Here is a 26,112-nt window from a genome sequence, read left to right on the forward strand (position 1 = left end):
GAGCACCGTGCGCCAGTGCGGCCCTTGGGCGTACCAAGGATTGTCCGCCAGATGTGATGCTTGCGCGGCACAGCATGTTGCAGCAAGTTGGCTGCATGAAACAACTGGTCTTGGCCCTCCTCGTCTCCGTGTCCCTGATTGCCCAATGTGGCCCGTCCTTCTCCAAGGACAGGAAGATCACGGGCACCATTCGAGGGTTCGAATGCGGCGACAATTGCTACCTGACCGTCGTCGACCGCAAAAAGGCCGAGCAAGTCGGCCTGTGTTCCGCGCCCGAGTGCGAAAGCTGGAACGAGCAAACCGTGATGCCGTCCCGCTACAAGGGAAAACGCGTGACGGTTACAGTCGGGCAAGGGCAGCAGGTCGATGATAGCGGCAACGTCATGGGAGAGATGATGGCCTTCAAGAAAATCAAATTTCTCGACTAAAGCGCGTCGAAGCGGATTCAAGCGACGCGCTTTAAGTCTTTGTTTCTATGCATGTCGTCGTCTCAAACCGGGGCCACTTTTGAGCGACATGCATTAGCGTGCTTGGATTGGACGCAATTCGGTTTCGACCGAAGACCGCGAATCTCTCAGATCTCTCCACCAATCTTCCAATCCTGGTCGCATTCGACGCTTCTGGCGCAGCGGGGCCGATTGCATTAGCATCGCGTCATGGACCTGAGGCACGGCTCCAGCGGCGCGCAGAACGCCGGGTGCCGGGGCAGATCCGGACGGGCAGTTGATACCACGGGGGAGGAAGGCCAATGCAGAAGCTGCAATCGCAGGGCGTCCATCACATCACGCTGGTCGGCGCCGGGCGTCAGACCTCGATCGATTTCTGGGAAGGCGTGCTCGGCATGCCGTTCATCTTCGAGCAGCCCAACCTCGACAAGCCCAGGGAAAGCCACCTCTATTTCGATCCCGGCGACGGCCGGCTGATCACCATTTTCACCGATGAGAGCCGCACGCCGGAGAAGCGGCGCACGCCGACCGATCCGGGTTGCGTCCACCACATCGCCTTTTCGGTGTCGCGCGTCACCTTCCTGCAGGCGGTCGCCCGGCTCGACGAGCGCGGCATCAAGCACAGCGGCGTCAAGGATCGCGGCTTCATGGATTCGATCTATTTCGAGGATCCGCTCGGCCTGCTGATCGAACTGGCGTCCTACCGCTTCGAGCCGCCGGCGGGCTTCACCCATGCCGACGTGCTGATGGAAGCGCACAGGCTGCGTGTCGCGCGTGGCGACTACAATATCGCCGAAGTGCATCTCGCCGATGCGATCCAGGCGCTTGTCGAGCGGTCCCGCGCAACCTTGTCGGACGATCGGGCAGCGAAGAACCCATACTGAACAAACCACAGGGAGGAACAAGATGGCCAAGACAGCGACGAAGAGTGCGAAGAAACCGGCCGCCAAAGCAGCCGCCAAGCCGGCGGCGAAAGCTGCAGCAAAGCCGGCGGCCAAGGCAGCCGCCAAGCCCGCTGTGAAGGCGAAGACGAAGCCGGCGAAGAAACCGGCCTTGAAGCTCAGCATGCTGAAGCCCAGCGTCAACAACATGACTGTCCGGGTGTTCGCGCGCGCGGCCGGGCTGGACACCGCCGAGACCGATGCCTGGGGCCACACCCGTTCGCCGGAATTCATGGCGCGAAACCCCGCCCATTTGACGCCGATGATCGAGGACAAGGGCCTTCCCAGAGGCGTGTTGTGGGAAAGCTGCGCCATCATGCAATACCTCTCCAACAAGCACGGCCTGGAGAAATTCTATCCCAAGGCGCCGGCCAAGCGGGCGATGATCGACAGCGCCATGTTCTACCTGGTCGGTACGCTCTACCCCTATGTGGCGCGCGCCACCTATCCGTTCCTCGGCTTTCCGCAATATGCCGGCGAGGTCGGCCACAGCGACGCCCACCCCGACAAGAAGTCCGAAGCCCAGAAGGCGGCGATGGCCGCGATCGCCGAGCCGCTGGAGGTCTTCCACTCTTTCTTCAGGGACGGCAAGCCGTTCATCGGCGGCAAGAACCCGTCCATCGCCGATATTCGCCTGGCGGCGACGCTCGAATTCCTGGCCGTCATCGACTATCCTCTGCCCAAATGGGCGAAGGACTATGTGGCAGCGGTCGAGAAGAAGCTCGGCAAGGCCTATAGCGAGCCGGCCGGCGACGTGCGCGGCTACATTGCCTATGTGAAGTCGCAGGCCAAGGCCTCAGCTTAAGGATTCGTTAACCAAAGCCCTGTCTACTGGAGGCAATTCGCTTTCGGCCCGCGACCACGGATGTACTGGCGCAGAACGTCGTAGCGATAGGAAAGGTCGGCGCAATGCCGGCCTTTTTGCTTTTCGCACGCTGTCGCTGGGCGCGATCGGGCCACGCAAGCCTCGTCCGGTGTCGCTTCTTTGGCGTCAACTTTTGCCGAGAGATATTGTCATTGCCGGCGTTGGCCCTACCATCCATTTGGGCAGTCCGGCATGATTGTCGGTCAGATGTGAGACGAGGGCTGGCGATGAAAAGCGTTGCGAGGGTTGCGGTTGCGGGCGTGATGCTGGCGAGTGCCGTTCATCCTTCAAATGCGGCTGAACTCAACACCATGAACGATGTCGGGGACGCCATCCAGGCATGCTGGACGCCGCCGGCGGACGCCGGAACTGCCAGCGTCACCTTGAGCTTCAGCTTCAAGCGGGACGGCACGCTGATCGGCCCACCGAGGCCGACAGCCATCAAGGTGATGGCGATGCCAAGGCGAAAAAATCGTTTGTCGATGCTGCGACAGCGGCTTTGCAGAATTGCCTGCCCCTGACCTTCTCAGCGAAGCTGGCGCAGGGGATCGCCGGCAACGTGTTCACGTTGCAATTCGCCTCTCCCAAATAGCCCACGAGCGGCGCAAGCCGCATTGCCAAGATGCGCTCGGCCCGTGCCGCACGGCTCAATGGTGACTGCGCCTTGCCTCGGCGTGCCGGGCAAGATCGGGCGTCTCGAAAACGTAGTCGTTCCAGGCCGATTCCGGAACCTGGCCGGCCAGATAGCATTCCAGCAACAGGCTTTGCTCGGGGTTGAGAGGCCTTGGTGCGCGCTCGTGATCCAGCCCCAGCGAGTGAAACAGGTTTCTTGTCAGGTCCGAGACAGTGAAGTGGATCGACATCTGCGTTCTCCTTTGGCCATTCAACGCCGAAGACCGGGCAAAGGTTTCAAAAGCACATGGCGGTAACGGCGGATTGATCCCGGCCCGTTGCGCCGCGGCTCTCGGCGATCGTCGGGCCTGCCGCATTGTTTTGGGGTTCGTCTCAATCTTGAAATAAAAATGTAATATCGAATTTACAGGAGGCGACCTAATACACTAGGTAAAGGTCTCTCCAGATTGAAAAGCTTGTAGAAATTAGACGTTACTCATTTAGCCAAAGCTTGCCGAAGTCAAGAACTGTAGTTCCAGGTTCTCCGCAACAAGGGCCAAGTCGTCCCGATGACCCGTTTCTGGCATCCCATGATGATCGCGCTGATATCGCTGGCGGCGGTTTTGTTCGGTACGCTTTCGTCCTACGCGGACAGCTGCGGCGCGATCAGAAGCCAGTTGCTTTCGGCTGGCCGCAGCGGCGGGGCGAGCCCGGAGCTTGCCCAGCTGCGCCGGCAACTTGCCGCCATCCAGACTATCGAGAGACAGCGACAGTGCACGGCGAAAAATTCGCTCGGTGGCCTCTTCAACGCTTGCGCCGACCTCGCCAGGAGCCGCACGGATGTGCAGCGCCGGATCGCTGCCGCGGGGAATTCGGGCCGGGACACATCGGGCCTGCAGGCGCGCTTCGTCGCGCTTGGCTGCGCGCCTTCGGCAAAGCAACGGCCGGCGCGCGCCGCGCCCGGCACCCAATCGGCGGGGGCCACACTCGGCGGCAATGCGATGCTGTTTTGCGTGCGCCTGTCGGACGGGTATTTCTTCCCGGCGCCAAAGTCGCAATTCGCCGCCAGCGACGATCTGAAGGAGACGGCCGATCAATGCCGTTACATCTGCGATGATCCCAGCGTCGACCTCTACACGTTGAGCGACGCCAGCCTCGAAACCGACCAGATGGTCGCGCTCGATACGCGCAAGCCCTATACCGAGCTGCCAGCGGCCTTCAGATACCGTGATGACGCGAATTTCAAGGCATGCGACGTCAAGCGCTATTACCAGCGGGTCACCGAACTGCGCGCCAGGACGGTGACGCCCGCCGACATGAGCAACGCCATCATTCCGCTGCCGACGGTAAAACCGGATCTTGGCACCCCGGATCTTGGCACCGTTGCAGCCGTTCCGGTGCCCGATGCCGAAACCCCGGGCGCTGCCCAGCACCAGTCGATCGAGGCCAGCAAGCGGGCGGTGCGCGTGGTCGGCCCGGCCTTCTTCCCTGCCGACTGAGCACCATTGGCGGAAGCCCGGCTGCCGCAAGCCTGTTGCGACCCGGCTGGAACGGAGGGGCGCTCATGGCGTTGTGATCGACATCAGCCAGGAGAAACGCCATGGCCACGTTCAGGGAAATGCGGGTGCTGGAGATCGTCGAAGACGGCTCGCTGACCACCGAACAGAAAATCGCTGAACTGCGCGACATTGAATCCGAGGCGCGCGGGCTGCAGCGGGCGGCCTCCGAGAGCCCGATGGGCGACGATGACGGCTGGCAGGACGATCTGCGTCAGGTTCGTTTCGCACTCGACAAGCTCGGTGCGAAAGAGCCGAAAAAGGGCGCCGCCTCGCTGTGAACGCAGGTTGATGGAATTGCTCTATCTCTTTGTCTTGATGCAATTCCGGGCGGAAAACCGCTACACACTTTTCCTGGAATTGCTCTAGTCGCAGACCATGCGAGCCCTCTTGCCGGGTTCGCTGACGTTCCTGCATGTGAGCGGTTTCACCGGGGCAGAGAGGGACGCTGACGCGGGCAACCTCGTCTGGTGCCGTCTGGGCGGCGCGGCATGCGTCATGACCCTGCGCTCTGAAAACCGCCTCGGCGGCTGTGGCGCCACCGGAAAGGCGCCGTTTTCGACCTCTGATGGCCCGTAGTTGACATTCGGTGGCGGGCGATCCCAGAAGCGCCGGACATCGAGCGGTCTCGGGATGACGACGGTGCCGTCATAACTGCGCGAGCAGCCGCTGCCGAAAAGCAGCGCCAGCCCCATGAAAAAAGGCACAATCCGTCCAAGCATCAGCAATACCCCTGCCGTTGCTTATATAGCGGCTTCGATCCCGCCGACAACCGGGCGGAACAACGCAGCTCGTGCTGGCCAATTTGTCTGACGAGTCCATTATGGTTAGCGGATCGTTAATGCTTCTCGGGCACATTCCGCCGACGAACCGCGGAGGAGGGTTCGGCCTTGGTTTTCGGGGTGGGGACGGCATGGCGGAAGCGGACGACACAATCGGCGCGCGCGGCAAACGCGGGCCTCGCAAATCGACGATGCATGGCGACGATACACCATCGCCCGCCACAGGTATGGATTCGGTCGATGCGCTTCGCCAACTGGTCGAAGCCGGTTCGGACTGGGTCTGGGAGACCGACGCCGAGCTGCGCTTCTCCTGGCTTTCAGAACACTATCAGGCAGCCACCGGCATCGATCCGGCAAACGTGCTCGGCCGGTTCCGCTTCGATTTCCTCAATCAGGTCCTGAACGGCGACCGCAGTGGCGCCGCGCATCTGGGGGATCTGCAGGCGCACCGGCCTTTTCGCGACTTCGTCTATGAAGTGAAAGGTGGAAGCGCCGATTGCCGCTGGGTTTCGACATCGGGCTTTCCAAGGTTCGACGGAGAGGGACGGTTTGCCGGCTATCGCGGCATCGGCCGCAACGTCACGGCATTGGCCGGCGCCTTCAAAAGTCCGGGGCAGGGACCATCGACGGACGGCGAACCCGACCAGCATCTGGCCGATCTCGAGCGGACGATGGACGCCATGCACATGGGCGTCGTGCTCCTCGACGCCAGGCTCGACACGCTGATCGTCAACAAGGCTTATCGCGACCTCTCCAGGATTCCGGACGGCGCTGTCACCGTCGGCGCTCCGTTCAGCCTGTTGATGGAACTCAACCGCCGCAACGGCATCTATGGCGACATCGAAGAACAGCAATGGCAGCGCTACCTCGCCGCCCGTATCGACGAGGTTCGTGCCGGCTCGGTCGCGCCGCGCGAGTTTGTCCATGCCAACGGCAGGACGATGATGTTCTCGGTGACGGCGCTGTCGGGGGGCAAGCGGCTGTTGACCTATTATGAGGTCACCGAGATCAAGCATCGCGATGCCGAGATCGAGAGCGCCAACGCCAAGATCGCCGAGACCTTCGCCAATCTCCACACCATGGTCGATCAGATGCCGATCGGTGTCCTCGTCCTCGATGCCGATATGCGCGCCGAAGTCATCAACCGTGCCTTCTACGATTTCTGGCAGATCGACGCCCGGCGCGCCGAGATCGGCTGCAGCTTCCGCGATCTGATGGATGCCAGCCGCGACATCGACCCGTTTGGTTCCGACGACGCGACATGGCAGCGGCATATCGCCGAGCGCGAGGCGGAAATCAGGGCCGGGACCGCCGGATCGCGGCAGTTCCCGCGCAATGACGGCCGCACGCTGATATCGTCGACGGCGCCGTTGGCCGGCGGCAAGCGGCTGATCTCCTATGTCGACGTCACGGACATGAAGGACCGCGAGGCCGAACTTGCCGATGCGCTGGAGAAAGCGCGGCTGGCGGAAGCGGTGATCAACGCCGTCAAGGATCCGATCTTCGTCAAGGACGACCATCTGCGCTTCGTCTTCGTCAACGAAGCGTTCGCCGCCCTGTTCGGCCAGACGCCGCAAGCCATGCTCGGCAAACCCGGCGGCGATTTCCTCTCGACGAACGCTGTCGCGCTTTTCGAGCAGAGTGAACGGGACGTGCTTGCCAGCGGGCGCCCGTACGAAGTGGAAGAAAATTTCCAGGCCGATGGCGCCAGCCGTTCGCGCATCGTCAGGAAGAGCCGCGTCGGCATGGCCAGCGGCCGCAACTACGTTGCCGGTTTCCTGTTCGACATTTCCGATATGAAGCGCCGCGAGACGGAGGCCGAGGACGCGCGCAAGCATCTCGCCAGCGTGCTGGAATCCTTGCCGGCGGCCGTGATCATCTACGATCGCGACGACAGGTTCGTTTTCGCCAACCGCAAGATCCAGGATACGCTGCCGGCCTTGAAGCCGGCATGGCAGCCCGGCTGTACATTCCGCGAGGCACTCATCCTCGGCCATACGAACGGCTATTTCCGCAACAGCGGTGATCCGCAAGTCGACAAGCTCTACGACGGCGACCATGATCGCTGGCTGGACGCAATCCTCGCCCGCTACCGCTTGCCCAATTCCTCCTACGAGCGTCACAACCCCGACGGCCGCTGGTATCAGGTCTATGACATGCGGACCGACGATGGCACCTTCATCGGCGTGCGGGTCGACATCTCGGAGATCAAGAGCCGCGAGGCGGCGTTGCGCGACTCGATGCGCCAGATCGATCTGTTCCGGCACGTGCTGGACGAGTTGCCGGTGGCCGCCTTCATCAAGGCGCAAGACCTGAGCATCGAATTCGTCAACAAGGCCTGGTGCGCGATAACCGGCTTCGCCAAGGAGGAAGTCATCGGCCGCACCGACCGCCAGCTGTTCGGCGCGCAGGACGCCGATGGCTACAGTCAGGACGACACACAAGTCGCCGTGACAGGCGCTGTCAAGGAGGTCGAGGAACCCGTCACCCATCGCGACGGCACGGTTCGGCAATTGATGACACGCAAGAGCCGCCTGGTGGCGCTGGACGGGTCGGTGCATCTGGTGGGTTCCAGCACCGACATCACCGACGTCAAGGCGCGCGAGCGTGCGCTGGAAGAAAGCATGCGCGAGAACGAGGTGTTCCGCAGCCTGATCGACAATGTGCCGGTGTCGATCTACGCCAAGCGCTCCGACCTCAGGCAGTTCTACGTCAACAAGGGCTGGTGCGATCTCACCGGCTTCAGCAAGGAAGAGGCTACCGGCAAGACCGACATCGAGATCTTCGGGCCGGATGGCGAGGCCTTCGTCGACAGCGACCTTGCGGTGCTGCGCAGCGGTGAAACGCAAGAGGTCGAAGAGACCGTGACGGCGGCCGACGGCAGCGTGCGGCATCAGTTTGCCCGCAAAGGGGCGATGATCGCCTCCGACGGGTCGCTCTACCTGATCGGCTCGACCACCGACATCACCGAATTGAAGACGCGCGAGGCCGAGCTGCGCGAGGCGCGGCAGCGCGCCGTGCTCGCCGACCGCGCCAAGTCGGAATTCCTCGCCAATATGAGCCACGAAATCCGTACGCCGATGAACGGCGTGCTCGGCATGGCCGAACTGCTGGCCAAATCGGACCTCGACCCGAAGCAGAAGACGTTTACCGACATCATCGTGAAATCGGGCAACGCGCTGCTCACCATCATCAACGACATCCTGGACTTCTCCAAGATCGATGCCGGTCAGCTGGTGCTCGATCCGGCGCCCTTCAATCTTGCCGAGGCGATCGAGGATGTCGCGACGCTGGTGTCGACACGCGCCAAGGAGAAGGACCTCGAGCTCATCGTGCGCGTCGAGCCTCGTCTCGAGAGCCTGTTCGTCGGCGATGTCGGCCGCATCAGGCAGATCGTCACCAACCTGCTCGGCAACGCGGTGAAATTCACCGATGAAGGCCATGTGCTTGTCGACGTCACCGGCGAGAGGGTTCCAACCGGAACGAAGCTGACGATCTCGGTCACCGACACCGGCATCGGTATCCCCGAGGAAAAACTGAAACTGGTGTTCGAGAAGTTCAGCCAGGTCGACACCTCGTCGACGAGGCGGCACGAGGGGACGGGCCTCGGCCTCGCCATCACCTCGCGGCTGGTCGAGCTGATGGGCGGCGACATCGGGGTCGAGAGCGCCGAAGGCAAGGGTTCGACCTTCTGGTTCACGGTGACGCTGCCGAGGGCCGGACAGCAGAACGGGCGACGCATCATGCCGATCGACGTGACCGGCGCGCGCGTGCTCATCGTCGACGACAATGCCGTCAACAGGGCCATCCTGACCGAGCAGATGACATCGTGGACGTTCGATTCTTGCGCTGCCGAAAGCGGCGCCGAGGGCCTCAAGGTGCTGATCGCCGCCGCCGCTTATGGCGTGCCGGTCGATTGCGTCGTGCTCGACTACCAGATGCCTGAGATGAGCGGCGCCGAAATGGCGCGTATCGTGCGCAACACCGCCGGCCTTGCCGGCACGCCGATCATCATGCTGACCTCGGTCGACCAGTCGCTCGCCAACACCAGCTATCGCGATCTCGGCATCGATGCCCAGCTGATCAAGCCGGCGCGCTCTTCGGTGCTGCTGGAAACGCTGGTCGCCACCATCCAGCGGCATCGCCACAACACGAGCGGCAGCGACGCGCTGCCGCTCGCAGCCGACGTCGCTGCAAACAATGTTGCGCGGCCGCAGCCCTCTGCACCGTCCGAACAGCGGGCGCTGCTGCAGCCGCCTTCGATTCGCCCCCGGCCGCCCGTGGCGGGTGGCGGCGACAGGCTGGATATCCTGGTGGCCGAGGACAATGAGGTGAACCAGATGGTGTTCACCCAGATTCTCGGCGAGACCGGTTATGGTTTCGAGATCGTCGGCAATGGCCGCAAGGCGCTCGACGCCTTCGGCCGGCTCAATCCGTGCATGATCCTGATGGATGTCTCGATGCCGGAGATGAACGGTCTCGAAGCAACCGCCGCCATTCGCCGGCTGGAGGAAGAAACCGGCACGCATGTGCCGATCGTCGGCGTCACAGCGCATGCACTGAAGGGCGATCGCGAGCGCTGCCTGGAGGCCGGCATGGACGACTATCTGCCCAAGCCGATCAGTCCCAGGGCCCTGCTCGAGAAGGTCGAGCGCTGGGTCGGCGCCAGCCGCCAGGCTCAGCGCAACGCCGGGTAAGGGATTCTCGTCGCACCTGTTGGCGAGAAACCATGCGGAGATTCGTGACGCGTCCCGCGCGCAGCACCATGGTGCGATCGCACCATATCAAAACTGTGCCTGATCGAGACAATGACCACATTCGAATTCCGCTCTTCCCAGTTACGGGCGGGAGCAGCGACCGCCGGCATGAGACAGCGTCAACCTACCCCAACGGACCTGTTTTCGGCGATGGCCCGGCCACGACACCGTCTGGCCGAGAGCAACGCGCTCCCGTCCGGATTTTCTTTGCCGAGGCGGCGAGCCCGAAACCGCGGGCCGGCCCTGGTCTGAAACGGCGCAAGTGCCTGATTCCGGGAGCAAAGCCGGGCTCCGCCGCCAGCCCCGGCTGGCCGGCACTTTCCCCACCCCGACGACGCGTTACCGGGGTGACATCAAACTGTCATGCGACTGTAATAATCGAAGGCTATTGGCCTCAGCGGGCGCCGACTGACACTGGCGCCGAAGAGACCATCTTCCGAACAGGAGCAGGCCACATGAAGAAATTCCTCTATACGGCGTCGGCCGCGGCGCTTGCGCTCGCCGCGTCGTCCGGCTTCGCCGCCGCGCGCGACCAGATACAGGTCGCCGGATCATCGACCGTGCTACCCTATGCCAAGATCGTCGCCGAGCAGTTCGGCGAAACCTTCACCAACTTCAAGACCCCGGTTGTCGAATCCGGCGGCAGCGGCGCCGGCATCAAGGAATTCTGCAAGGGCGTCGGCGAAGACACCATCGATATCGCCAATTCCTCGCGTCCGATCAAGAAGGACGAACTCAAGTCCTGCGCCGACGCCGGCGTGAAGGAAGTGCAGGAAGTCCGGATCGGCTATGACGGCATCGTCTTCGCCACCGACATCAAGGGTCCGGACTGGGCGCTGGTTCCCGCCGACATCTACAAGGCGCTCGCCGCCAAGCTGGTCGTCGACGGCAAGCTCGTCGACAATCCGAACACCAAGTGGAACCAGGTCAATCCGAAGCTGCCCGATTGGGATATCGCTGCCTACATTCCAGGCGAGAAGCACGGCACGCGTGAAGTGTTCGAGACCAAGCTTCTTGACGCCGGCTGCGACAAGGCCGCCATCAAGGCCACCGGCATTGCCGACGACAAGGAAATCGGCAAGACCTGCATCGCCATTCGCAAGGACGGCAAGGCCGTCGACATCGATGGCGACTATACCGAGACGCTCGCCCGCATCGACTCCAACAAGACCGGTGTCGGCGTGTTCGGCCTCGCCTTCTACGAGAACAATGCCGACAAGCTGAAGGTCGCCACCGTGGAAGGCATCGTGCCTTCGACCGAGACCATCGCCACCGGCAAGTATCCCGTGTCGCGCCCGCTGTTCTTCTATGTCAAGAAGGCGCATCTCGGCGTCGTTCCCGGCCTCAAGGAATATGTCGAGTTCTTCCTCGACGACCAGATGATCGGCCCGGAAAGCCCGCTCGCCCAGTACGGCTTGGTCTCGGCTCCGGACGCCGAGCGCAAGGCTCAGCGCGACGAGTTCGCCGCCGGAAAGACGATGTAATCAAGCTACCGGACCAGGGCGCGGACCAAACCCGCGCCCTGGTTTCACCGCACGCCGCAATGGCGGCTGCGTTAGAATTTCCCTTGGGGTGGGTCCATGTCGTCCTTGCTCGTACTGGCCATCGTCGTTGTCATCGGCCTGGTTGCCTTTTTCATCGGCCGGCAGCGTGCCGCGGCCCAGGACAATGGCAAGGTCAAGCCGCATTCGCGTGCCCATTATCACGGCTGGTGGGCCTTCCTGCTCGCCGTCCTGCCTGCTCTTTTGCTACTTGCCGTCTGGGCCGGCGGCTCTTCGGTCTATCTTGACCGACACATTCACGCTGCCTTGCCCGAGCGCACCGTCGACAGCAAGGTTGCCAGCGAGGCGCTGGACGTCAGCCTGGTAAAGAGCCTCGCCAGGGGCCTGCGCAAACTCGATGCAGGCACACTGGCCGCGCTGCCTGCCAGCTTCGCCGAACTGCAGCCGCAGCTCGCCGCCAAGGGCGTGGCACTGGCGAGCGACACGCAGGACTACATGATCCCGATCGCCGTCGAGGCGAACAAGGTCCAGGACCGGCTCGGCCTGTTCGGTGCTGTCATCATTCTCGCTTTGTCGATCGCCGGCGCCTTCCATGCGCTCAGGCAGATCGCGCCGCGCGCCAGGGCGCGCAACAACGTCGAGAGGCTGATGCTGTGGGGGCTGCTCGCCGCCTCCACCATCGCCATCCTGACCACCGTCGGCATCGTGCTTTCGATGCTGTTCCAGACGATCACCTTCTTCGAGAGCGTCTCGCCGATGAGTTTCTTCTTCGGCACGGTCTGGGATCCACGTTTTGCCGCTGCCGGTTCGGGTGGCAGCCAGGGCCAGTTCGGCCTGATCCCGCTTCTTGCCGGCACGCTCTACATCGCCGCCGTCGCACTGCTGGTGGCGGTGCCGGTCGGGCTGATGTCGGCTGTCTACATGGCCGAATACGCAACACCCAGGGTGCGCTCGGTGGTCAAGCCGGCGCTTGAACTGCTGGCCGGCATACCGACCATCGTCTACGGCATCTTCGCCGTCGTCACACTCGGACCATTCCTGCGCGACCTGTCCGCGGCTCTGACCGGCGGTTCGCCCTTCATCCAGGGCCAGAGCATCTTCACCGCCGGCCTGGTCATGGGCGTCATGCTGATCCCGGTCGTGTCCTCTCTGTCCGACGACATCATCACCGCGGTGCCGCGCGCCATGCGCGACGGTTCGCTCGGCCTCGGCGCGACCCGCTCCGAGACGATCAAGCGGGTGATCCTGCCGGCGGCACTGCCCGGCATCGTCGGCGCCATCCTGTTGACCGCCTCGCGCGCCATCGGCGAAACGATGATCGTCGTGCTGGCGGCGGGCGTCGCCGCCAACCTCACCATCAACCCGTTCGAGGCGATGACGACCATCACCGTCAAGATCGTCAACCAGCTCACCGGCGACCTCGAGTTCAATTCGCCGCAGACGCTGGTCGCCTTCGCGCTCGGCCTGACGCTGTTCGCGCTGACGCTGGTGATGAACATCGTCGCGCTCTACATCGTGCGCAAATACCGGGAGCAGTACGAATGACCGACATCCCCATGGATACGATGGTCAGGGCCGCGGCCCATCCGCGCCGCGACATCGGCCTGAAGGCCCGCTACGCCGCCGAACGCCGTTTCCGCATCTATGGCGCCGTGGCGATTTCCGTCGGCCTGGCGTTCCTGGCCATCATGCTGATCACCATCGTCTCGAAAGGCTACACAGCCTTCTGGCAGACGACGGTATCGCTGCCGATCACGTTCGACGAGAAGGTGATCGATCCTTCCGGCAAGCGCGCCACCGATCCGAGCGTTCTGATCAAGGCAAATTATCCCAAGCTCGCCGAAAACGCGCTGGTCGCCAAGCTCGGCATCTCTCCTGATGACAAGCCGATGATCCAGAAGCTCAAGGGCTTCCTGTCGGAAGGCGCCCGCGTCCAGTTGCGCGACATCGTCGCAGCCGATCCGTCGGTCATCGGCACGACGCGCGACGTCAACATCCTCGCCGCGGCCAATCTCGACTCGGCTTTCAAGGGCCAGATCGACCTCAGTGTCGAGGAAGCGCGACGCAAGGTCTCGGACCAGCAGATCACCTGGATGAACAAGCTCAAGGCCGAGGGTGCGATGGCCGAGCACTTCAACAGCGGCCTGTTCACCTACGGCGCCTCCAGCCGCCCGGAAACCTCGGGCATGGGCGTGGCGATCATCGGTTCGTTTTATATGATGGTGATCGTGTTGCTTTTGGCGCTGCCGATCGGCGTCGCCGCTTCCATCTATCTGGAGGAGTTCGCCAAGAAGAACCGCTTCACCGACCTGATCGAGGTCAATATCAACAATCTGGCCGCGGTGCCGTCGATCGTCTTCGGCCTGCTCGGCCTCGCGGTGTTTATCAATTTCCTAGGCATGCCGCGCTCCGCCGCTTTCGTCGGCGGCCTGGTGCTGACGCTGATGACGCTGCCGACGATCATCATCGCTACGCGCGCGGCACTTGCCGCCGTGCCGCCGTCGATCCGCTCGGCAGCTCTCGGTCTTGGCGCCTCCAAGATGCAGATGGTGTTCCAGCATATCCTGCCGCTCGCCGCGCCCGGCATCCTCACCGGAACCATCATCGGTCTTGCGCGTGCGCTCGGCGAAACCGCGCCGCTGCTCCTGATCGGCATGGTCGCCTTCGTCGCCGATTCTCCGAAGACGCCTTTCGATCCGGCCACCGCGCTGCCGGTGCAGATCTATATGTGGGCGAACGAGGCCGAACGCGCCTTCGTCGAGCGCATGTCCGGCGCCATCATCATCCTGCTCGTCTTCCTCATGGCCATGAACATCACCGCGATCGTGCTTCGGCGTCGGTTCGAGCGGCGCTGGTAGAAAAAAGGCATTTTGGTATGAACATCATGACCGAACAGTCCCTTGAAAACGCAGTGGGCGACAAGATGAACGCCAAATCGAACGAAGTGATCAAAATGCGCGGCGACAAAGTCGGCGTGTTCTACGGCGAGAAGCAGGCGCTGTTCGATGTCAATCTCGACGTCCGCCTCAATCAGGTGACGGCGCTGATCGGTCCCTCCGGCTGCGGCAAGTCCACCTTCCTGCGCTGCCTCAACCGCATGAACGACACCATCGATTCAGCGCGGGTAACCGGCAAGATAACGCTCGACGAAGAGGATATCTACGACAAGAACATCGACGTCGTCGAACTCAGGGCGCGCGTCGGCATGGTGTTCCAGAAGCCCAATCCGTTCCCCAAGTCGATCTACGAGAACGTCGCCTATGGCCCGCGCATCCACGGACTGGCCAAGCGCAAGGCCGACATGGATCAGATCGTCGAGTCGAGCCTGAAGAAGGCGGCAATCTGGAACGAGGTCAAGGACCGCTTGCAGGAACCTGGCACCGGCCTTTCCGGCGGCCAGCAGCAGCGTCTGTGCATTGCGCGCGCCATCGCCGTGTCGCCCGAGGTGATCCTGATGGACGAACCGTGTTCGGCGCTCGACCCGATCGCCACCGCTCGCGTCGAGGAACTGATCGACGAACTGCGTCAGAACTATACGATCGTCATCGTCACCCACTCGATGCAGCAGGCGGCGCGCGTGTCGCAGCGCACCGCGATGTTCCATCTCGGCTATCTGGTCGAGGAGGGAGCCACCGACAAGATGTTCACCACCCCCGACGACAAACGCACCCAGGACTACATCACCGGCCGGTTCGGCTGAGTTCAGGCATACGAGGGACGAAGATCATGGGTGAACATACCGTCGCATCTTTCGATGAGGATCTGGAGCAGATCAGCCAGCTGATCCGCGACATGGGCGATCTCGCCCGCTCGATGGTCAGTGGCTCGACCAAGGCATTGCTCAATTCGGACAATGCGCTGGCGCAGCGGGTGGTTTCCGACGATGCCATCATGGATGCACGCCAGCGCGAGCTGGACGATCGCGCCATCACGCTGATCGCCAAGCGCCAGCCGATGGCCAACGACCTGCGTGCGGTGGTCGGTTCGATCCGCATGGCCAGCGACCTCGAGCGCATCGGCGACCTTGCCAAGAACATTGCCAAGCGCGTCGGCACTGTCGGGCTGAGCGTCACGCCGCGCGACCTGTCGCATTCGATCGACGGGATGGCGCAACTGGTGCTGATCCAGGTGCAGGGCGTCATCGACGAGTATGCCGCCGCTGACGCGGCAGCGCTCGCCACGCTCAGAAACAACGATGAGCGCATCGACGTCAAATACACCTCGGTGTTCCGCGAGCTCCTAACCTACATGATGGAAGACCCGCGCAACATCACGGCCTGCACGCATCTGTTGTTCTGCGCCAAGAACCTCGAGCGCATCGGCGACCATGTGACCAACATCGCCGAAAATGCCTATTATGTTTTGACCGGTACGCAGCTGCCCGCCAATCGTCCGAAGCAGGACGAGACGGCAATGTCCGCGCCGGCGGCATGACGACAGGGGTGACCAGCCGATGATCGCGCCACGCATCATGGTGGTGGAGGACGAGGAGCCGCTAGGCGTGCTGCTCCGCTACAATCTCGAATCCGAAGGCTACCAGGTCGAGGTGGTGACCCGCGGCGACGAGGCCGAGATCCGGCTGCAGGAGAACGTTCCCGACCTTCTGGTGCTCGACTGGATGGTGCCGGCGGTTTCCGGCATCGAACTCTGTCGTCGGCTAAGAATGCGTCCCGAGACCGAGCGGCTGCCGATCATCATGCTGACCGCGCGCGGCGAGGAGAGCGACCGCGTGCGCGGTCTGTCGACCGGCGCCGACGATTACCTGGTCAAGCCGTTCTCGACGCCGGAGTTCATGGCCAGGGTCAAGGCGCTGCTGCGCCGCGCCAAGCCCGAAGTGCTGTCCAGCGTGCTCAAGGTCGGCGACATCGTGCTCGACCGTGAATCGCACCGGGTCTATCGCAAGAAGAGCGAGATCCGGCTCGGACCGACCGAATTCCGCCTGCTCGAATTCATGATGCGCCATCCCGGCCGCGTCTTCTCGCGCAGCCAGCTGCTCGACAATGTCTGGGGCGAGACGATCTACATCGACGAGCGCACGGTCGACGTGCATGTCGGCCGGCTGCGCAAGGCGGTCAACAATGGCCGCATGCCGGATGTCATCCGCACAATCCGGGGCGCGGGCTACGCCATCCGCGAGGATTAGAGCTTGCTTGCGTCTTGGAAAAATCGGGACCAGGATTCAAAGTCAGCCATCAGGGCGACCGGCAACGACCGCAATTGGCTCGACCGGTAGTTATGCGCGGGGGCGGTTGCGCAATTTCCAGAGGAAAAAAATCAGGGCCGTTGCTCCGATCACATGAAGGAAGAACCAATCCCGAAAACTTATCGGATTCTCGGCAAACTTGATCCAATCGTATCTTCCTCTGATTTCTCCTGTGGCTAGCGCGTAGGCAATCATGCCAATCGTATAGGCGATCAGCGTCAGTATAAGGGCGATCGTACCTCTATTGACCATGCCGTACGCTACCTCAGCGAGATGAACGTTTCGCCATCAGCGGTCACTCCACTTCACAGCTTTCCCGGATCTGGCGCCCGCACTCAGGCGACATTCTTCCCAACCGAGCCAGCTCTCGCCTGCACGCCGGGTGCAAAAATCTCCTGGTCGACGAAGGTCAGTGCGCGCATGGCGCAGCCTTCGCGGATCAGCGGCAGTTCGTTCGGCTCGGTGTCGAAGGAAATCGATTTCGAGTGCTGGCCGCCGGCGGTCTGGGCAATCGCCTTGCGCAATGCCGGCTCGATCAGGTCGAAGGCGGCGGCGCTGACGCCGACCATGGCGACGGGTGCCGGATCGATCAGCGCGAACAGGCTGCCGAGACCGTAGCCGAGCGCTTCGCCGGCCTTGCGATAGGCCTCGCGCTCAGGCCCGTCCCTTTCGCGGGCCGCGGTCGCCAGGGCACGCATGTCGGCGTCACTGACATCGGCGACGGGTTCTGCGTCCTCACCCAGCTGCCTGGCGTTGCGCCAGATGGCGTAGTTGCCGGCATAGGCTTCGACGCAGCCGCGCCGCCCGCAGCGACACAGCGCACCGTTCGGCCGATGGATCATGTGGCCGAACTCACCGCCCGAGGAATGGGTGCCGGTGAACAACTCGCCCTTCAGCACCAGGCCCATGCCGATGCCGTGCGACAAAAGGATGGCGATGAAATCGTCGCGGTAGCGATCAGGATCGCGCCAGCGTAGCGCTATCGCCATCATGTTGCAGTCATTCTCCATGGTGGCGGGGATGCCGAACTCGTCTTCAAGTATGTCGGCGAAGGCGATATCCGTGTGCGGCGTGATCGGCGACCACAGCATGGCGCGGGCATGGGTGTCGGTAATGCCCTGGATTGCCAGCGCGATGCGGGCGACGCTGCGGACATCGAGATCGGGGTCCTCGAGACGGCGCCGCACGATTGCCGTGCATTCGCCGATCAGCGCGTCGCGCGACATGGTCAGCGTGTCCAGCCGGCGCTGTTCCTCGGCGATTACCTGGCCGGCATAGTCGATGACGGCGACGGAGAGAAAATTCAGCGACAGCACCACGGTCATCACCGCCGCCGCTTCCGGATTGAGGCCGAGGCCGACCTGCGGCCGGCCGCGCTTGAGCGAACCGGCCTCGCTCGGCTTGCTTTCGGTCAGGATGCCTTCGCCGATCAGGTCGGAGGAGATCGCCGATATGGTCGAGTGGCTGAGGCCCGTGGTCGCCGCGATCTCGGTGCGGGACGGTTGTCCGGCGCGGCGCACGGCCGCAATCACCATCGCCCGGTTGCGCCGGCGCAAATCGTCGTGGCGGATTCCGACCGACATGTTTCTTCAAGTCCTCCCGGTCGCCGCGGTTCTCCGTGCCCCTCGAACGCTGTCGGCAACGCAGTCAAATACTGGCAGAAGCCGCCCACTCTGTCATTTATTTATTCCGGGGCTCGAAAAAAATTCGCGAGCACATCAAAATCCATCAGAATCGATGTTGACAGCGTTCGGGTGTTGGACCAGTATTTTTTCGAGGCTCGAAAAAATAGAGCCTCTGTGCCGGCCTTCGGGTCAGTTTGGTCGCGCCATACGCGGCGCAGGGAGGATATTATGAAAAGATTCACAGCCGCCATCCTGGCGGGTGTCGCCATGTCGCTGACGCTCGCGTCGGTCGCGCAGGCGAAGGACAAGGTCATCGGCGTTTCGTGGTCCAACTTCCAGGAAGAGCGCTGGAAGACCGACGAGGCCGCCATGAAGACGGCGATCGAGGCCGCCGGCGACAAGTACATCTCCGCCGATGCCCAGTCCAATCCCGGCAAGCAGCTTACCGATGTCGAAAGCCTGATCTCGCAGGGCGCCAATTCGCTGATCATCCTGGCGCAGGATGCCTCGGCCATCGGCCCGGCGGTGCAGAAGGCGCTGGACGAAGGCATTCCGGTCGTCGGCTATGACCGTCTGATCGAGAACAAGGACGTCTTCTACCTGACCTTCGACAACAAGGAAGTCGGCCGCATGCAGGCCCGCGAAGTGTTCAAGGTCAAGCCGGAAGGCAACTATGTCTTCATCAAGGGTTCGGGTGCCGATCCGAATGCCGACTTCCTGTTCTCGGGCTCGATGGAAGTGCTCAAGGAAGCCATCGACAGCGGCAAGATCAAGAATGTCGGCGAGGCGTATACGGACGGCTGGCTGCCCGCCAACGCCCAGAAGAATATGGAACAGTTCCTCACCGCCAACGACAACAAGGTCGATGCCGTGGTCGCGGCCAATGACGGCACCGCCGGCGGCGTCGTCGCGGCGCTGACGGCGCAGGGCCTTGCCGGCACCGTGCCGGTCTCGGGTCAGGACGGCGACCACGCCGCGCTGAACCGCATCGCGCTCGGCACACAGACCGTGTCGGTGTGGAAGGACGCGCGCGAACTCGGCAAGAACGCCGCCGAAATCGCCTCGCAGCTCGCCGACGGCAAGAAGACGAGCGACATTGCCGGTGCCAAGGACTTCACGACACCAGGCGGCAACACCGTCAAGTCGCTGTTCCTGACCCCGGTTGCCATCACCAAGGACAATCTCAACGTCGTCATCGACGCCGGCTGGATCAAGAAGGACGAAGTCTGCGCGGGCGTCGCCGCCGGCACCGTCGCGGCCTGCAACTGATCTGGATCACGTCGAAATATCTGAACGCCGCGGCCCAAAAGCCGCGGCGTTTTCTCAAAAAGATTTGTGTTTCCGCATCACGCGGATAGCTTCGGGAGCAATTCCAGGAAAAGTGCGTAGCGGTTTTCCGTCCGGAATTGCGTCAAAACAAAGAGATAGAACGGTTCGGCGTTTCCGTGAAACGGTGAACCATTCTAGGCTGGGTTCCGGCATCCGCGTCAGACGGCCAGCCGGTGGGAGGAAATCATGACCGATACGACGTCCAACCCGCAGGCCGACACCGCGCGTGCGTCGGAGCTCGGCGCGGTCGCCCGGTTCCTGAAGGCGACCGAGATCGACACCCGCATGCTCGGCATGGTCGGCGCCCTGCTGATCATCTGGATCGGGCTGCATGTCATTTCCAGCCTGCGCCTCGGCGTCAATCCACTCGATTTCGACAGCCGCACCTTTCTGACGCCGCGCAATCTGTGGAACCTGTCGGTGCAGACATCGGCGGTCGCCATCATGGCCTGCGGCATGGTGCTGGTCATCGTCATGCGCAACATCGACCTGTCCGTCGGTTCCGCCGAGGGCCTGATCGGCATGGTGATGGGATTTGCCCAGGTGCATTTCCTGGTCCGGTTTGTCGGGCTCGAACTCGGCAATCCGTGGATCTGGGTCCTGGCATTGGTCATCGGCCTGGCGCTCGGCCTGCTGATCGGCGCCTTTCAAGGCTTCGTCATCGCCTATCTCGAAGTGCCCGCCTTCATCGTCACGCTGGGCGGCCTGCTGGTCTGGCGCGGTGCCGCCTGGTGGGTCACCAGCGGCCAGACGGTGGCGCCGCTTGATGCCACCTTTCAGCTCATGGGCGGTGGTCCGGCGGGATCGATCGGCGCGACCTGGAGCTGGGTCGGCGGGATCGTCGCCTGCCTTGCCGTGGGGTTTGCGCTCTTCAACGGGCGGGTGCAGCGCAAGCGTTTCCGGTTTCCGCTGCGTCCGATCTGGGCCGAGACGCTGCTCGGCGTCGTCACCTGCGCCGTCATCATGGGTGCGGTCTGGCTCGCCAATTCCTATCCCTGGCCGATCGGCATCGTGAACCGGTATGCGACCGCCAACAACATCACCATTCCCGAAGGCGGCCTGTTCATCGCTCACGGCATCGCCATACCGGTGCTGATGGCGATCGCCGTCGGGCTGGTCATGACCTTCATCACCAACCGCACTCGTTTCGGCCGCTATGTCTTTGCCATCGGCGGCAATCCCGAGGCGGCCAATCTCGCCGGCATCAACACACGCTGGGTCACCATGAAGGTGTTCATGATCATGGGCGTGCTGGCCACAATCGCCGCCGCGATCTCCTCGGCCCGGCAGAATTCGGCGACCAACGTGCTTGGAACGCTGGACGAGCTGCTGGTCATTGCCGCCGCCGTCATTGGCGGCACGTCGCTCGCCGGTGGCTCGGGAACGATCATCGGCGCCATGCTCGGCGCGCTGCTGATGCAGTCGCTGCAGTCCGGCATGGTGCTGCTCGGCGTCGACTCGCCGCTGCAGAGCATCGTCGTCGGCGCCGTGCTGGTCATCGCCGTCTGGCTCGACACCGTCTATCGCAAGCGCGTCTAGGAGGCATGGCCATGATTGACAAGATTGTTCCTGCAGCCACTGCGCTGATCGATATGCGCAACATCTCGATCGCGTTTGGCGGCATTCGCGCCGTCGACGACGCCTCGATCGATCTCTTCCCCGGCGAGGTCGTGGCGCTGCTCGGCCATAACGGCGCCGGCAAGTCGACGCTGATCAAGATCCTGTCCGGCGCCTACAAACGCGATGCGGGCCAGATCTTCGTCAACGGCCAGGAGGCATCGATTTCCAACCCGCGCGACGCCAAGAAATACGGCATCGAGACGATCTACCAGACGCTGGCGCTGGCCGACAATGTCGATGCGGCCGCCAATCTGTTCCTCGGCCGCGAGTTGATGACCGCCTGGGGCACGCTCGACGACGTTGCCATGGAGGCGGAGGCGCGCAAGGTGATGGGGAGGCTCAATCCCCGCTTCCAGCGCTTCAAGGAGCCGGTGATCAAGCTGTCGGGCGGCCAGCGGCAATCGGTGGCGATCGCGCGCGCCATCCTGTTCAACGCACGCATCCTGATCATGGACGAGCCGACGGCAGCGCTTGGCCCGCAGGAAACGGCGCAGGTCGGCGAACTGGTCAAGCAACTCAAGTCGGACGGCATCGGCATCTTCCTGATCAGCCACGACATCCACGACGTGTTCGAGCTTGCCGACCGGGTCTGCGTCATGAAGAACGGCCAGGTCGTCGGCACCGCGCGCACCACGGATGTGACCCAGGACGAGGTGCTCGGCATGATCATTCTGGGTAGATGCCCGCCCGGCGCCATTCCCGGACCGGGCGCGCTGAAGATCGCGGCCTGAGACCGCTGAAGATCGCGGCCTGAGGTCAGGCCAGGTCGCGGGTTGCCGGACACGTGATATGCCAGCCGTCAGCATGGCTTGGCCTTGCCATTGTGTTGGCGCGGCGACTTGCCCATAAAGGTCCCAATTCGCTCAGGGACCACATCATCCGTTGAAGAAGCTTTTTCCAATCGTCGCGTTCATCGCCGTTGCGCTGATCAGCATGACGATGGCGGGGTTCGCCTATTTCGCGACGCAGGAGGCCGCCCGCATCAAGTTCGAAGCGACGGCCGATGACGCGCTCAACCGGATCGAGAGCCGCATCGACCTGCATTTGTCGCTGCTGCGCTCGACGCAAGCCTTGTTCGACGCCCGCAACGGCGATATTTCCGGCAACGAGTTCAAGGCGTTCTTCAAAGCGCTCGATGTCGACAACAATTTTGCCGGCTTGCGCGGCATCGGCTATCTCAGGCTGGCGAAGACCGGAGACGAGGCGGCGGTCGAGCGCGATATGCTGCACGACCATGGCGTCAACCATCCAATCTATCCTGACACCACGCAGCCCTGGCGCGCGCCCATCGTGCTGTTCGAGCCGCTCGACCCGTCCAACCAGGGCAGCATCGGCTACGACATGTTCAGCGAACCGGTGCGGCGCGCGGCGATCGAAAAGGCGATGTCGGACGACCACCAGCACGCCAGCGGGCTGGTGCAACTGGGCCAGGACACGGGTGCCGCGCAGACGTTCACCGGCTTCCTCGTTTTCGTGCGGCTCAATATCGAAACCGCACCCGACGTCATCAATGCGTCCAGATCCTCCACGGCCGGTTTTCTCTATGCGGCCTTTCGGGCTCGCGACCTGTTCCAGACCGCGCTCAGCCGGTCGCCGCTGCTGCCGGTCAACACCGAAATCTACGATGGCGACGGTGCGGTGAACGGCGATAATCTGTTGTTCCGGTCGGAGACGCCCCCGGCTTCGACCTTCGGGGACAGGCTGCTGGTCACCCGCAAGATCATGGTGGCCGGCCGGCCCTGGACTGTCCTGTTCCGGCCGACGAGCGCCTTCTCGCAGCCGTCGTCGCGCGCCATTCCGGTGATGCTGGGGCTGTTCGGCCTGTTGCTGGCGGGCGCCATAGCGCTGGTGGCGCGGTATCAGGAGCGGGCCTATGAGGCGGCGTCGCGCTTGCACGAAACGACGGAAAAGAGCCTGCTCGAAAAAGACCTGATGCTGCAGGAGATGAAGCACCGCATCAAGAATTCGATCACCAGGGTGCTGGCGATCGCGCGCCAGACGGCATCGCGGGCCACCGACGTCAATGAGTTTTCCGCATCCTTCTCGGCCAGGCTGCAGGCAATGGCGGCGTCCCAGGACATGCTGACGCGCTCGCGCTGGCAGAAGGCCGATCTTGGCGATCTCCTGCGCATCGAGCTGGGTCAGGTGTTCGGCAAGGAGCTGCCCGAAGAGCTGTTGTCGGGGCCACAGGTGCTGCTCGACGAGACCACGACGCAAGCGCTCGGCCTCACCTTCCACGAACTGGCGACGAACGCGCTGAAATACGGCGAGGCCGGCAATTCAGTTGGCGCGCTCAAGGTCGACTGGTCGCTCGAAGGGCGCGGGCGCGACAGGACGCTGGCTCTCAACTGGCGCGAAACCGGGCAGAAGAAACTCGAAGCGCCGCCCAAGACCGGATTCGGCACCAAGCTGATCGATCTCAACGTCACGCGCGAATTGCGCGGCACAATCAAGCGCGATTTCCGGGCCAATGGGTTGAACGTGGAAATCAAAATTCCCCTGGCAAACTGACGGCGATCGTCAGGCGGCCAGGATCGAGCATCCAAACATCGAAAATCCGGAGGCCGGCGAGCCGGTCTCCGGATCAGGTTTCGATTATCGCCGAACTAGTTGCAGCGCGCCGTGTAGATCCGGCCGCGATGATCGCGATACTGGCAATAGCCATTGCGCAGGTTGCGCACCAGCAGGCCGGAACCGGCACCGACGGCCGCACCGATCAGCGCGCCCTTGCCGCCGCCGACCAGGCCGCCGACACCGGCGCCGATCAAGCCGCCGCCAACAACGTCCTGCTCGGTCGAGGTGCAGCCACTGACCGCGACCACAGCAACCATGGCAATAAGTATCTTCCGCATAGAGTCACTCCTCACTTTGTGTCCTCACTTTAATAAGCTCCAACCGCCATTTAGCATGAAATGGCGCCCGTTGCCCGCTCGAATTTATTGTTGGCTAAGATAGTCTTTTTCGGGGCGCGTCATGTTTGACGCAACCACGATTTTTGAAATCTCCAAGGATGCGTCGAGACGGCCGTCCGGGCCGACCTTCCACACCACCTGGTCGTAGTCATCTTCGAGCGCCGGGTCGACCGCAAGGCATTTGGCGACGATGTGTTCTGCCTGCCCCTGCACGTCTCCCATCGCGAACGGGCGTTCGGCGACACATTGGTCGGCGGTTTCGAAAACACTGACAGGGACTTGAAGCTCACGGCAATCGACCATCGTGTTCGAGCAGCCGATGACCAGCAGCAATGCGGCGATGTGTTCCATGGCGAAAACGTCCTCTCGCCACAGTAACGGTCCACATTCCGCAAAGTTCCTGCACTGCAAGACCTACCAGCGAATTAACATGGGAGAGACAAAGGGGCCGCAGGTGGCGCGGGGTCAGTAAGCCAGCTGGAAGAGGACCACCGCGACGATAACCGCAGCCAGACCCAGAGCGACGAGGCGCAACGAAGCGTGAGGAACAGCGGGCAGCGGTGGCGCGGATGCCTCGGAGTCTTCAAACTCGCCCATAGAGATCCGAGCGGCCTGTTCCAGTCTGTTCATGTCGGCAACCGTCAAGGCATTCCTCCCGCACCATGCTGCAAGTCCTGCTGCGGAAATGTTCGAAGATGCAACAGGTTCCAGCGGTATCTGGGAAATACAGCATCGGCTTTTATGGTGAATAGCCGGTTAAGGACCTGGTGCGGGTCGCTCAATCCGTCTCGAAATTGCCGTGCGGAACGACAAGGCGGTATTCGAGGCGACCAGCCGCGATTTCAAGCGTCGCCGTACCATTCAGCGACGCCGGCACGACCCGTTCGAGTGCTACACTGCCAAAACGCTTCTCGCTGCGCCTGTTATCATTGGCTCCGATCGCTTCGGCCCAGGTCAGAGACAGGGAGGTCCCAGTGTCGCCGGCGGTCAGGTTGGCTGTAACCTCGACGAATCCATCGGGCCGCGACAGGGCGCCATAGCTCACCGAGTTGACGGCGAGTTCATGCATGGCAAGGCCGATATGCAGGGCAGCGTTCGGATTGAGATAGGGGTTTGCCCCCTGAAAACGCAGGCTGCGCACCGGATCCCCACCGTAGCGGCCAACCTGGCCCGATACCAGTTCGCGAAGTGCAGCACCCCGCCAATTGGAAGAGGTCACGAGATCCTGGGACGAAGCCAGCGATTGCAGCCGGCCGCGAAAGCGTGTCAGGAAATCACCGATGCCGTCGGAGTAGCGTCCGGTCTGGGTGGCTATGCTTTGAATGATCGCCAGCAGGTTCTTCGAGCGATGACTGACTTCGCGCAACAGCGTCGTCAGGGTCTGCTCACGGCGTTTCTGCTCGGTCGTTTCGACCATCGTAGTGACGACGCCTTGCACCGTGCCGCCATCGCCGTGGTCGGCATCGATCCAGACTTGAAACCAGCGGATGCCATCCTCGACGGGAACGCCGATCTCGAGACGTTGCGGGTTGCCGGATGCGATGACGTCGCGTTTGGCCGCGCCGATGCGGTCGGCCTGCGCCGCCGGCAGGATGCCGTTGCTGTCGGCGGTGTCGGAAACCCAGGGCGCGCGCATGTTGCGCGCCCATACGGTTTTCATCTCGCGATCCTGGTAGAGAACGGAAATGCCGGCATTGTGCAACGCGTGGAGAAGAGCCCGTCCAAGCTGCATGCCGCTTTCGGCAGGATGCAGGGCGATGACTTCATCGCTTTGCACGTCGTCTTTCCTATCTCCGGTTCTGGAACGCATCTGCCAATCTGTCCACCCAACTCAGGCTGAACGGCTTACTGTTGAATGGGTTCCCAAAAGAGATTTCCCGCAAACCAGCCCCCAAAAGCGGTCCGCCGGACGGTGTCCTTTGCAGGATACCGCCCGGCGGTGGCTGGAAGCCGTTTGAGGGG

Annotated in this window: 24 protein-coding genes and 1 pseudogene; 17 read left to right on the forward strand and 8 right to left on the reverse strand. The window is 62.7% G+C overall.

Annotation, left to right across the window (positions count from 1 at the left end; translation table 11 throughout):
* Positions 1–95: 95 nt before the first annotated feature.
* From FCU66_RS07150 to FCU66_RS07165, 4 genes and pseudogenes are all read left to right on the forward strand, one after another.
* The gene (locus tag FCU66_RS07150) at positions 96–428 is read left to right on the forward strand and encodes a hypothetical protein (protein WP_246093819.1); all 333 of its coding nucleotides are present in this window, start codon (positions 96–98) and stop codon (positions 426–428) included.
* 320 nt (positions 429–748) lie between these two features.
* Positions 749–1,330 (forward strand): VOC family protein, encoded by a 582-nt coding sequence (locus FCU66_RS07155; RefSeq protein WP_109665070.1) that lies wholly within the window; start codon positions 749–751, stop codon positions 1,328–1,330.
* A 22-nt stretch (positions 1,331–1,352) separates the two neighbouring features.
* On the forward strand, positions 1,353–2,192 hold the full coding sequence (locus tag FCU66_RS07160; RefSeq protein ID WP_136618841.1) for a glutathione S-transferase family protein: 840 nt from the start codon (positions 1,353–1,355) through the stop codon (positions 2,190–2,192).
* Between the two features lie 287 nt (positions 2,193–2,479).
* Positions 2,480–2,844, forward strand: a pseudogene (locus tag FCU66_RS07165) (hypothetical protein).
* A 55-nt stretch (positions 2,845–2,899) separates the two neighbouring features.
* Here the strand turns inward: FCU66_RS07165 and FCU66_RS07170 are convergent.
* The gene (locus tag FCU66_RS07170) at positions 2,900–3,115 is read right to left on the reverse strand and encodes a hypothetical protein (RefSeq protein ID WP_056587441.1); all 216 of its coding nucleotides are present in this window, start codon (positions 3,113–3,115) and stop codon (positions 2,900–2,902) included.
* Between the two features lie 318 nt (positions 3,116–3,433).
* Here FCU66_RS07170 and FCU66_RS07175 point away from each other — a divergent pair, with 318 nt between their 5' ends.
* Positions 3,434–4,363 carry a DUF2865 domain-containing protein gene (locus FCU66_RS07175; protein WP_136618842.1) on the forward strand — a complete coding sequence of 310 codons (930 nt, stop codon included), beginning with the start codon at positions 3,434–3,436 and terminating at the stop codon, positions 4,361–4,363.
* A 101-nt stretch (positions 4,364–4,464) separates the two neighbouring features.
* The gene (locus tag FCU66_RS07180) at positions 4,465–4,701 is read left to right on the forward strand and encodes a hypothetical protein (protein ID WP_136618843.1); all 237 of its coding nucleotides are present in this window, start codon (positions 4,465–4,467) and stop codon (positions 4,699–4,701) included.
* 84 nt (positions 4,702–4,785) lie between these two features.
* Here the strand turns inward: FCU66_RS07180 and FCU66_RS07185 are convergent, their stop codons facing one another.
* Positions 4,786–5,142, reverse strand: a complete 357-nt coding sequence (locus tag FCU66_RS07185; protein WP_136618844.1) for a hypothetical protein — start codon at positions 5,140–5,142, stop codon at positions 4,786–4,788.
* A gap of 191 nt (positions 5,143–5,333) precedes the next feature.
* Between FCU66_RS07185 and FCU66_RS07190 the strand changes: the two genes are divergently transcribed.
* The 7 genes from FCU66_RS07190 to phoB all read left to right on the forward strand — a co-directional run bounded on the left by FCU66_RS07190 (position 5,334) and on the right by phoB (position 16,604).
* On the forward strand, positions 5,334–9,899 hold the full coding sequence (locus FCU66_RS07190) for a PAS domain-containing protein (protein ID WP_168991921.1): 4,566 nt from the start codon (positions 5,334–5,336) through the stop codon (positions 9,897–9,899).
* A 515-nt stretch (positions 9,900–10,414) separates the two neighbouring features.
* On the forward strand, positions 10,415–11,443 hold the full coding sequence (locus FCU66_RS07195) for a substrate-binding domain-containing protein (protein ID WP_136618846.1): 1,029 nt from the start codon (positions 10,415–10,417) through the stop codon (positions 11,441–11,443).
* A gap of 96 nt (positions 11,444–11,539) precedes the next feature.
* Positions 11,540–13,006 carry a phosphate ABC transporter permease subunit PstC gene (gene pstC, locus FCU66_RS07200; RefSeq protein WP_136618847.1) on the forward strand — a complete coding sequence of 489 codons (1,467 nt, stop codon included), beginning with the start codon at positions 11,540–11,542 and terminating at the stop codon, positions 13,004–13,006.
* On the forward strand, positions 13,003–14,319 hold the full coding sequence (gene pstA / locus FCU66_RS07205) for a phosphate ABC transporter permease PstA (protein WP_136618848.1): 1,317 nt from the start codon (positions 13,003–13,005) through the stop codon (positions 14,317–14,319). The genes pstC and pstA overlap by 4 nt, the downstream gene beginning before the upstream one ends.
* A gap of 17 nt (positions 14,320–14,336) precedes the next feature.
* Positions 14,337–15,161: a phosphate ABC transporter ATP-binding protein PstB gene (gene pstB, locus FCU66_RS07210; RefSeq protein ID WP_127267721.1), complete on the forward strand. Its 825-nt coding sequence runs from the start codon at positions 14,337–14,339 to the stop codon at positions 15,159–15,161.
* 26 nt (positions 15,162–15,187) lie between these two features.
* Positions 15,188–15,895 (forward strand): phosphate signaling complex protein PhoU, encoded by a 708-nt coding sequence (phoU, locus tag FCU66_RS07215; protein ID WP_136618849.1) that lies wholly within the window; start codon positions 15,188–15,190, stop codon positions 15,893–15,895.
* A 19-nt stretch (positions 15,896–15,914) separates the two neighbouring features.
* Complete coding sequence (phoB, locus tag FCU66_RS07220) at positions 15,915–16,604, forward strand: phosphate regulon transcriptional regulator PhoB (RefSeq protein ID WP_010911896.1); 690 nt, start codon at positions 15,915–15,917, stop codon at positions 16,602–16,604.
* A 90-nt stretch (positions 16,605–16,694) separates the two neighbouring features.
* Here phoB and FCU66_RS07225 read toward each other — a convergent pair whose 3' ends face one another.
* Together FCU66_RS07225 and FCU66_RS07230 are read right to left on the reverse strand one after the other, a co-directional pair.
* Complete coding sequence (locus FCU66_RS07225) at positions 16,695–16,916, reverse strand: hypothetical protein (RefSeq protein ID WP_136618850.1); 222 nt, start codon at positions 16,914–16,916, stop codon at positions 16,695–16,697.
* Between the two features lie 83 nt (positions 16,917–16,999).
* Complete coding sequence (locus FCU66_RS07230; protein WP_136618851.1) at positions 17,000–18,247, reverse strand: ROK family protein; 1,248 nt, start codon at positions 18,245–18,247, stop codon at positions 17,000–17,002.
* Positions 18,248–18,517: 270 nt separating this feature from the next.
* Between FCU66_RS07230 and xylF the strand changes: the two genes are divergently transcribed.
* The 4 genes from xylF to FCU66_RS07250 all read left to right on the forward strand — a co-directional run bounded on the left by xylF (position 18,518) and on the right by FCU66_RS07250 (position 23,749).
* Positions 18,518–19,558: a D-xylose ABC transporter substrate-binding protein gene (gene xylF, locus FCU66_RS07235; protein WP_109665116.1), complete on the forward strand. Its 1,041-nt coding sequence runs from the start codon at positions 18,518–18,520 to the stop codon at positions 19,556–19,558.
* Positions 19,559–19,804: 246 nt separating this feature from the next.
* Positions 19,805–21,157 carry a sugar ABC transporter permease gene (locus FCU66_RS07240; protein ID WP_136618852.1) on the forward strand — a complete coding sequence of 451 codons (1,353 nt, stop codon included), beginning with the start codon at positions 19,805–19,807 and terminating at the stop codon, positions 21,155–21,157.
* Positions 21,158–21,168: 11 nt separating this feature from the next.
* The gene (locus FCU66_RS07245; protein WP_136618853.1) at positions 21,169–21,969 is read left to right on the forward strand and encodes an ATP-binding cassette domain-containing protein; all 801 of its coding nucleotides are present in this window, start codon (positions 21,169–21,171) and stop codon (positions 21,967–21,969) included.
* A gap of 151 nt (positions 21,970–22,120) precedes the next feature.
* Positions 22,121–23,749 (forward strand): CHASE domain-containing protein, encoded by a 1,629-nt coding sequence (locus FCU66_RS07250; RefSeq protein WP_136618854.1) that lies wholly within the window; start codon positions 22,121–22,123, stop codon positions 23,747–23,749.
* 95 nt (positions 23,750–23,844) lie between these two features.
* On the opposite strand, the gene FCU66_RS07255 is transcribed toward FCU66_RS07250, so the two are convergent.
* The 4 genes from FCU66_RS07255 to FCU66_RS07270 all read right to left on the reverse strand — a co-directional run bounded on the left by FCU66_RS07255 (position 23,845) and on the right by FCU66_RS07270 (position 25,960).
* Positions 23,845–24,090 (reverse strand): YMGG-like glycine zipper-containing protein, encoded by a 246-nt coding sequence (locus FCU66_RS07255; RefSeq protein ID WP_015315393.1) that lies wholly within the window; start codon positions 24,088–24,090, stop codon positions 23,845–23,847.
* An 84-nt stretch (positions 24,091–24,174) separates the two neighbouring features.
* Positions 24,175–24,501, reverse strand: coding sequence for a hypothetical protein (locus tag FCU66_RS07260; RefSeq protein WP_136618855.1), 327 nt, complete (start codon positions 24,499–24,501; stop codon positions 24,175–24,177).
* 114 nt (positions 24,502–24,615) lie between these two features.
* Positions 24,616–24,795, reverse strand: coding sequence for a hypothetical protein (locus FCU66_RS07265; RefSeq protein WP_136618856.1), 180 nt, complete (start codon positions 24,793–24,795; stop codon positions 24,616–24,618).
* A gap of 133 nt (positions 24,796–24,928) precedes the next feature.
* Positions 24,929–25,960 (reverse strand): sensor histidine kinase, encoded by a 1,032-nt coding sequence (locus FCU66_RS07270; protein WP_168991922.1) that lies wholly within the window; start codon positions 25,958–25,960, stop codon positions 24,929–24,931.
* Positions 25,961–26,112: the final 152 nt, after the last annotated feature.

The organism is Mesorhizobium norvegicum (assembly GCF_004919685.1).
GTDB classification, from domain to species: Bacteria; Pseudomonadota; Alphaproteobacteria; order Rhizobiales; family Rhizobiaceae; genus Mesorhizobium; species Mesorhizobium norvegicum.

Coding starts and splice junctions, on each gene's coding strand:
- FCU66_RS07150 (WP_246093819.1), top strand. CDS start 96: ATGAAACAACTGGTCTTGGCCCTCCTCGTCTCCGTGTCCCTGATTGCC.
- FCU66_RS07155 (WP_109665070.1), top strand. CDS start 749: ATGCAGAAGCTGCAATCGCAGGGCGTCCATCACATCACGCTGGTCGGC.
- FCU66_RS07160 (WP_136618841.1), top strand. CDS start 1,353: ATGGCCAAGACAGCGACGAAGAGTGCGAAGAAACCGGCCGCCAAAGCA.
- FCU66_RS07170 (WP_056587441.1), bottom strand. CDS start 3,115: ATGTCGATCCACTTCACTGTCTCGGACCTGACAAGAAACCTGTTTCAC.
- FCU66_RS07175 (WP_136618842.1), top strand. CDS start 3,434: ATGACCCGTTTCTGGCATCCCATGATGATCGCGCTGATATCGCTGGCG.
- FCU66_RS07180 (WP_136618843.1), top strand. CDS start 4,465: ATGGCCACGTTCAGGGAAATGCGGGTGCTGGAGATCGTCGAAGACGGC.
- FCU66_RS07185 (WP_136618844.1), bottom strand. CDS start 5,142: ATGCTTGGACGGATTGTGCCTTTTTTCATGGGGCTGGCGCTGCTTTTC.
- FCU66_RS07190 (WP_168991921.1), top strand. CDS start 5,334: ATGGCGGAAGCGGACGACACAATCGGCGCGCGCGGCAAACGCGGGCCT.
- FCU66_RS07195 (WP_136618846.1), top strand. CDS start 10,415: ATGAAGAAATTCCTCTATACGGCGTCGGCCGCGGCGCTTGCGCTCGCC.
- pstC (WP_136618847.1), top strand. CDS start 11,540: ATGTCGTCCTTGCTCGTACTGGCCATCGTCGTTGTCATCGGCCTGGTT.
- pstA (WP_136618848.1), top strand. CDS start 13,003: ATGACCGACATCCCCATGGATACGATGGTCAGGGCCGCGGCCCATCCG.
- pstB (WP_127267721.1), top strand. CDS start 14,337: ATGAACATCATGACCGAACAGTCCCTTGAAAACGCAGTGGGCGACAAG.
- phoU (WP_136618849.1), top strand. CDS start 15,188: ATGGGTGAACATACCGTCGCATCTTTCGATGAGGATCTGGAGCAGATC.
- phoB (WP_010911896.1), top strand. CDS start 15,915: ATGATCGCGCCACGCATCATGGTGGTGGAGGACGAGGAGCCGCTAGGC.
- FCU66_RS07225 (WP_136618850.1), bottom strand. CDS start 16,916: ATGGTCAATAGAGGTACGATCGCCCTTATACTGACGCTGATCGCCTAT.
- FCU66_RS07230 (WP_136618851.1), bottom strand. CDS start 18,247: ATGTCGGTCGGAATCCGCCACGACGATTTGCGCCGGCGCAACCGGGCG.
- xylF (WP_109665116.1), top strand. CDS start 18,518: ATGAAAAGATTCACAGCCGCCATCCTGGCGGGTGTCGCCATGTCGCTG.
- FCU66_RS07240 (WP_136618852.1), top strand. CDS start 19,805: ATGACCGATACGACGTCCAACCCGCAGGCCGACACCGCGCGTGCGTCG.
- FCU66_RS07245 (WP_136618853.1), top strand. CDS start 21,169: ATGATTGACAAGATTGTTCCTGCAGCCACTGCGCTGATCGATATGCGC.
- FCU66_RS07255 (WP_015315393.1), bottom strand. CDS start 24,090: ATGCGGAAGATACTTATTGCCATGGTTGCTGTGGTCGCGGTCAGTGGC.
- FCU66_RS07260 (WP_136618855.1), bottom strand. CDS start 24,501: ATGGAACACATCGCCGCATTGCTGCTGGTCATCGGCTGCTCGAACACG.
- FCU66_RS07270 (WP_168991922.1), bottom strand. CDS start 25,960: ATGCGTTCCAGAACCGGAGATAGGAAAGACGACGTGCAAAGCGATGAA.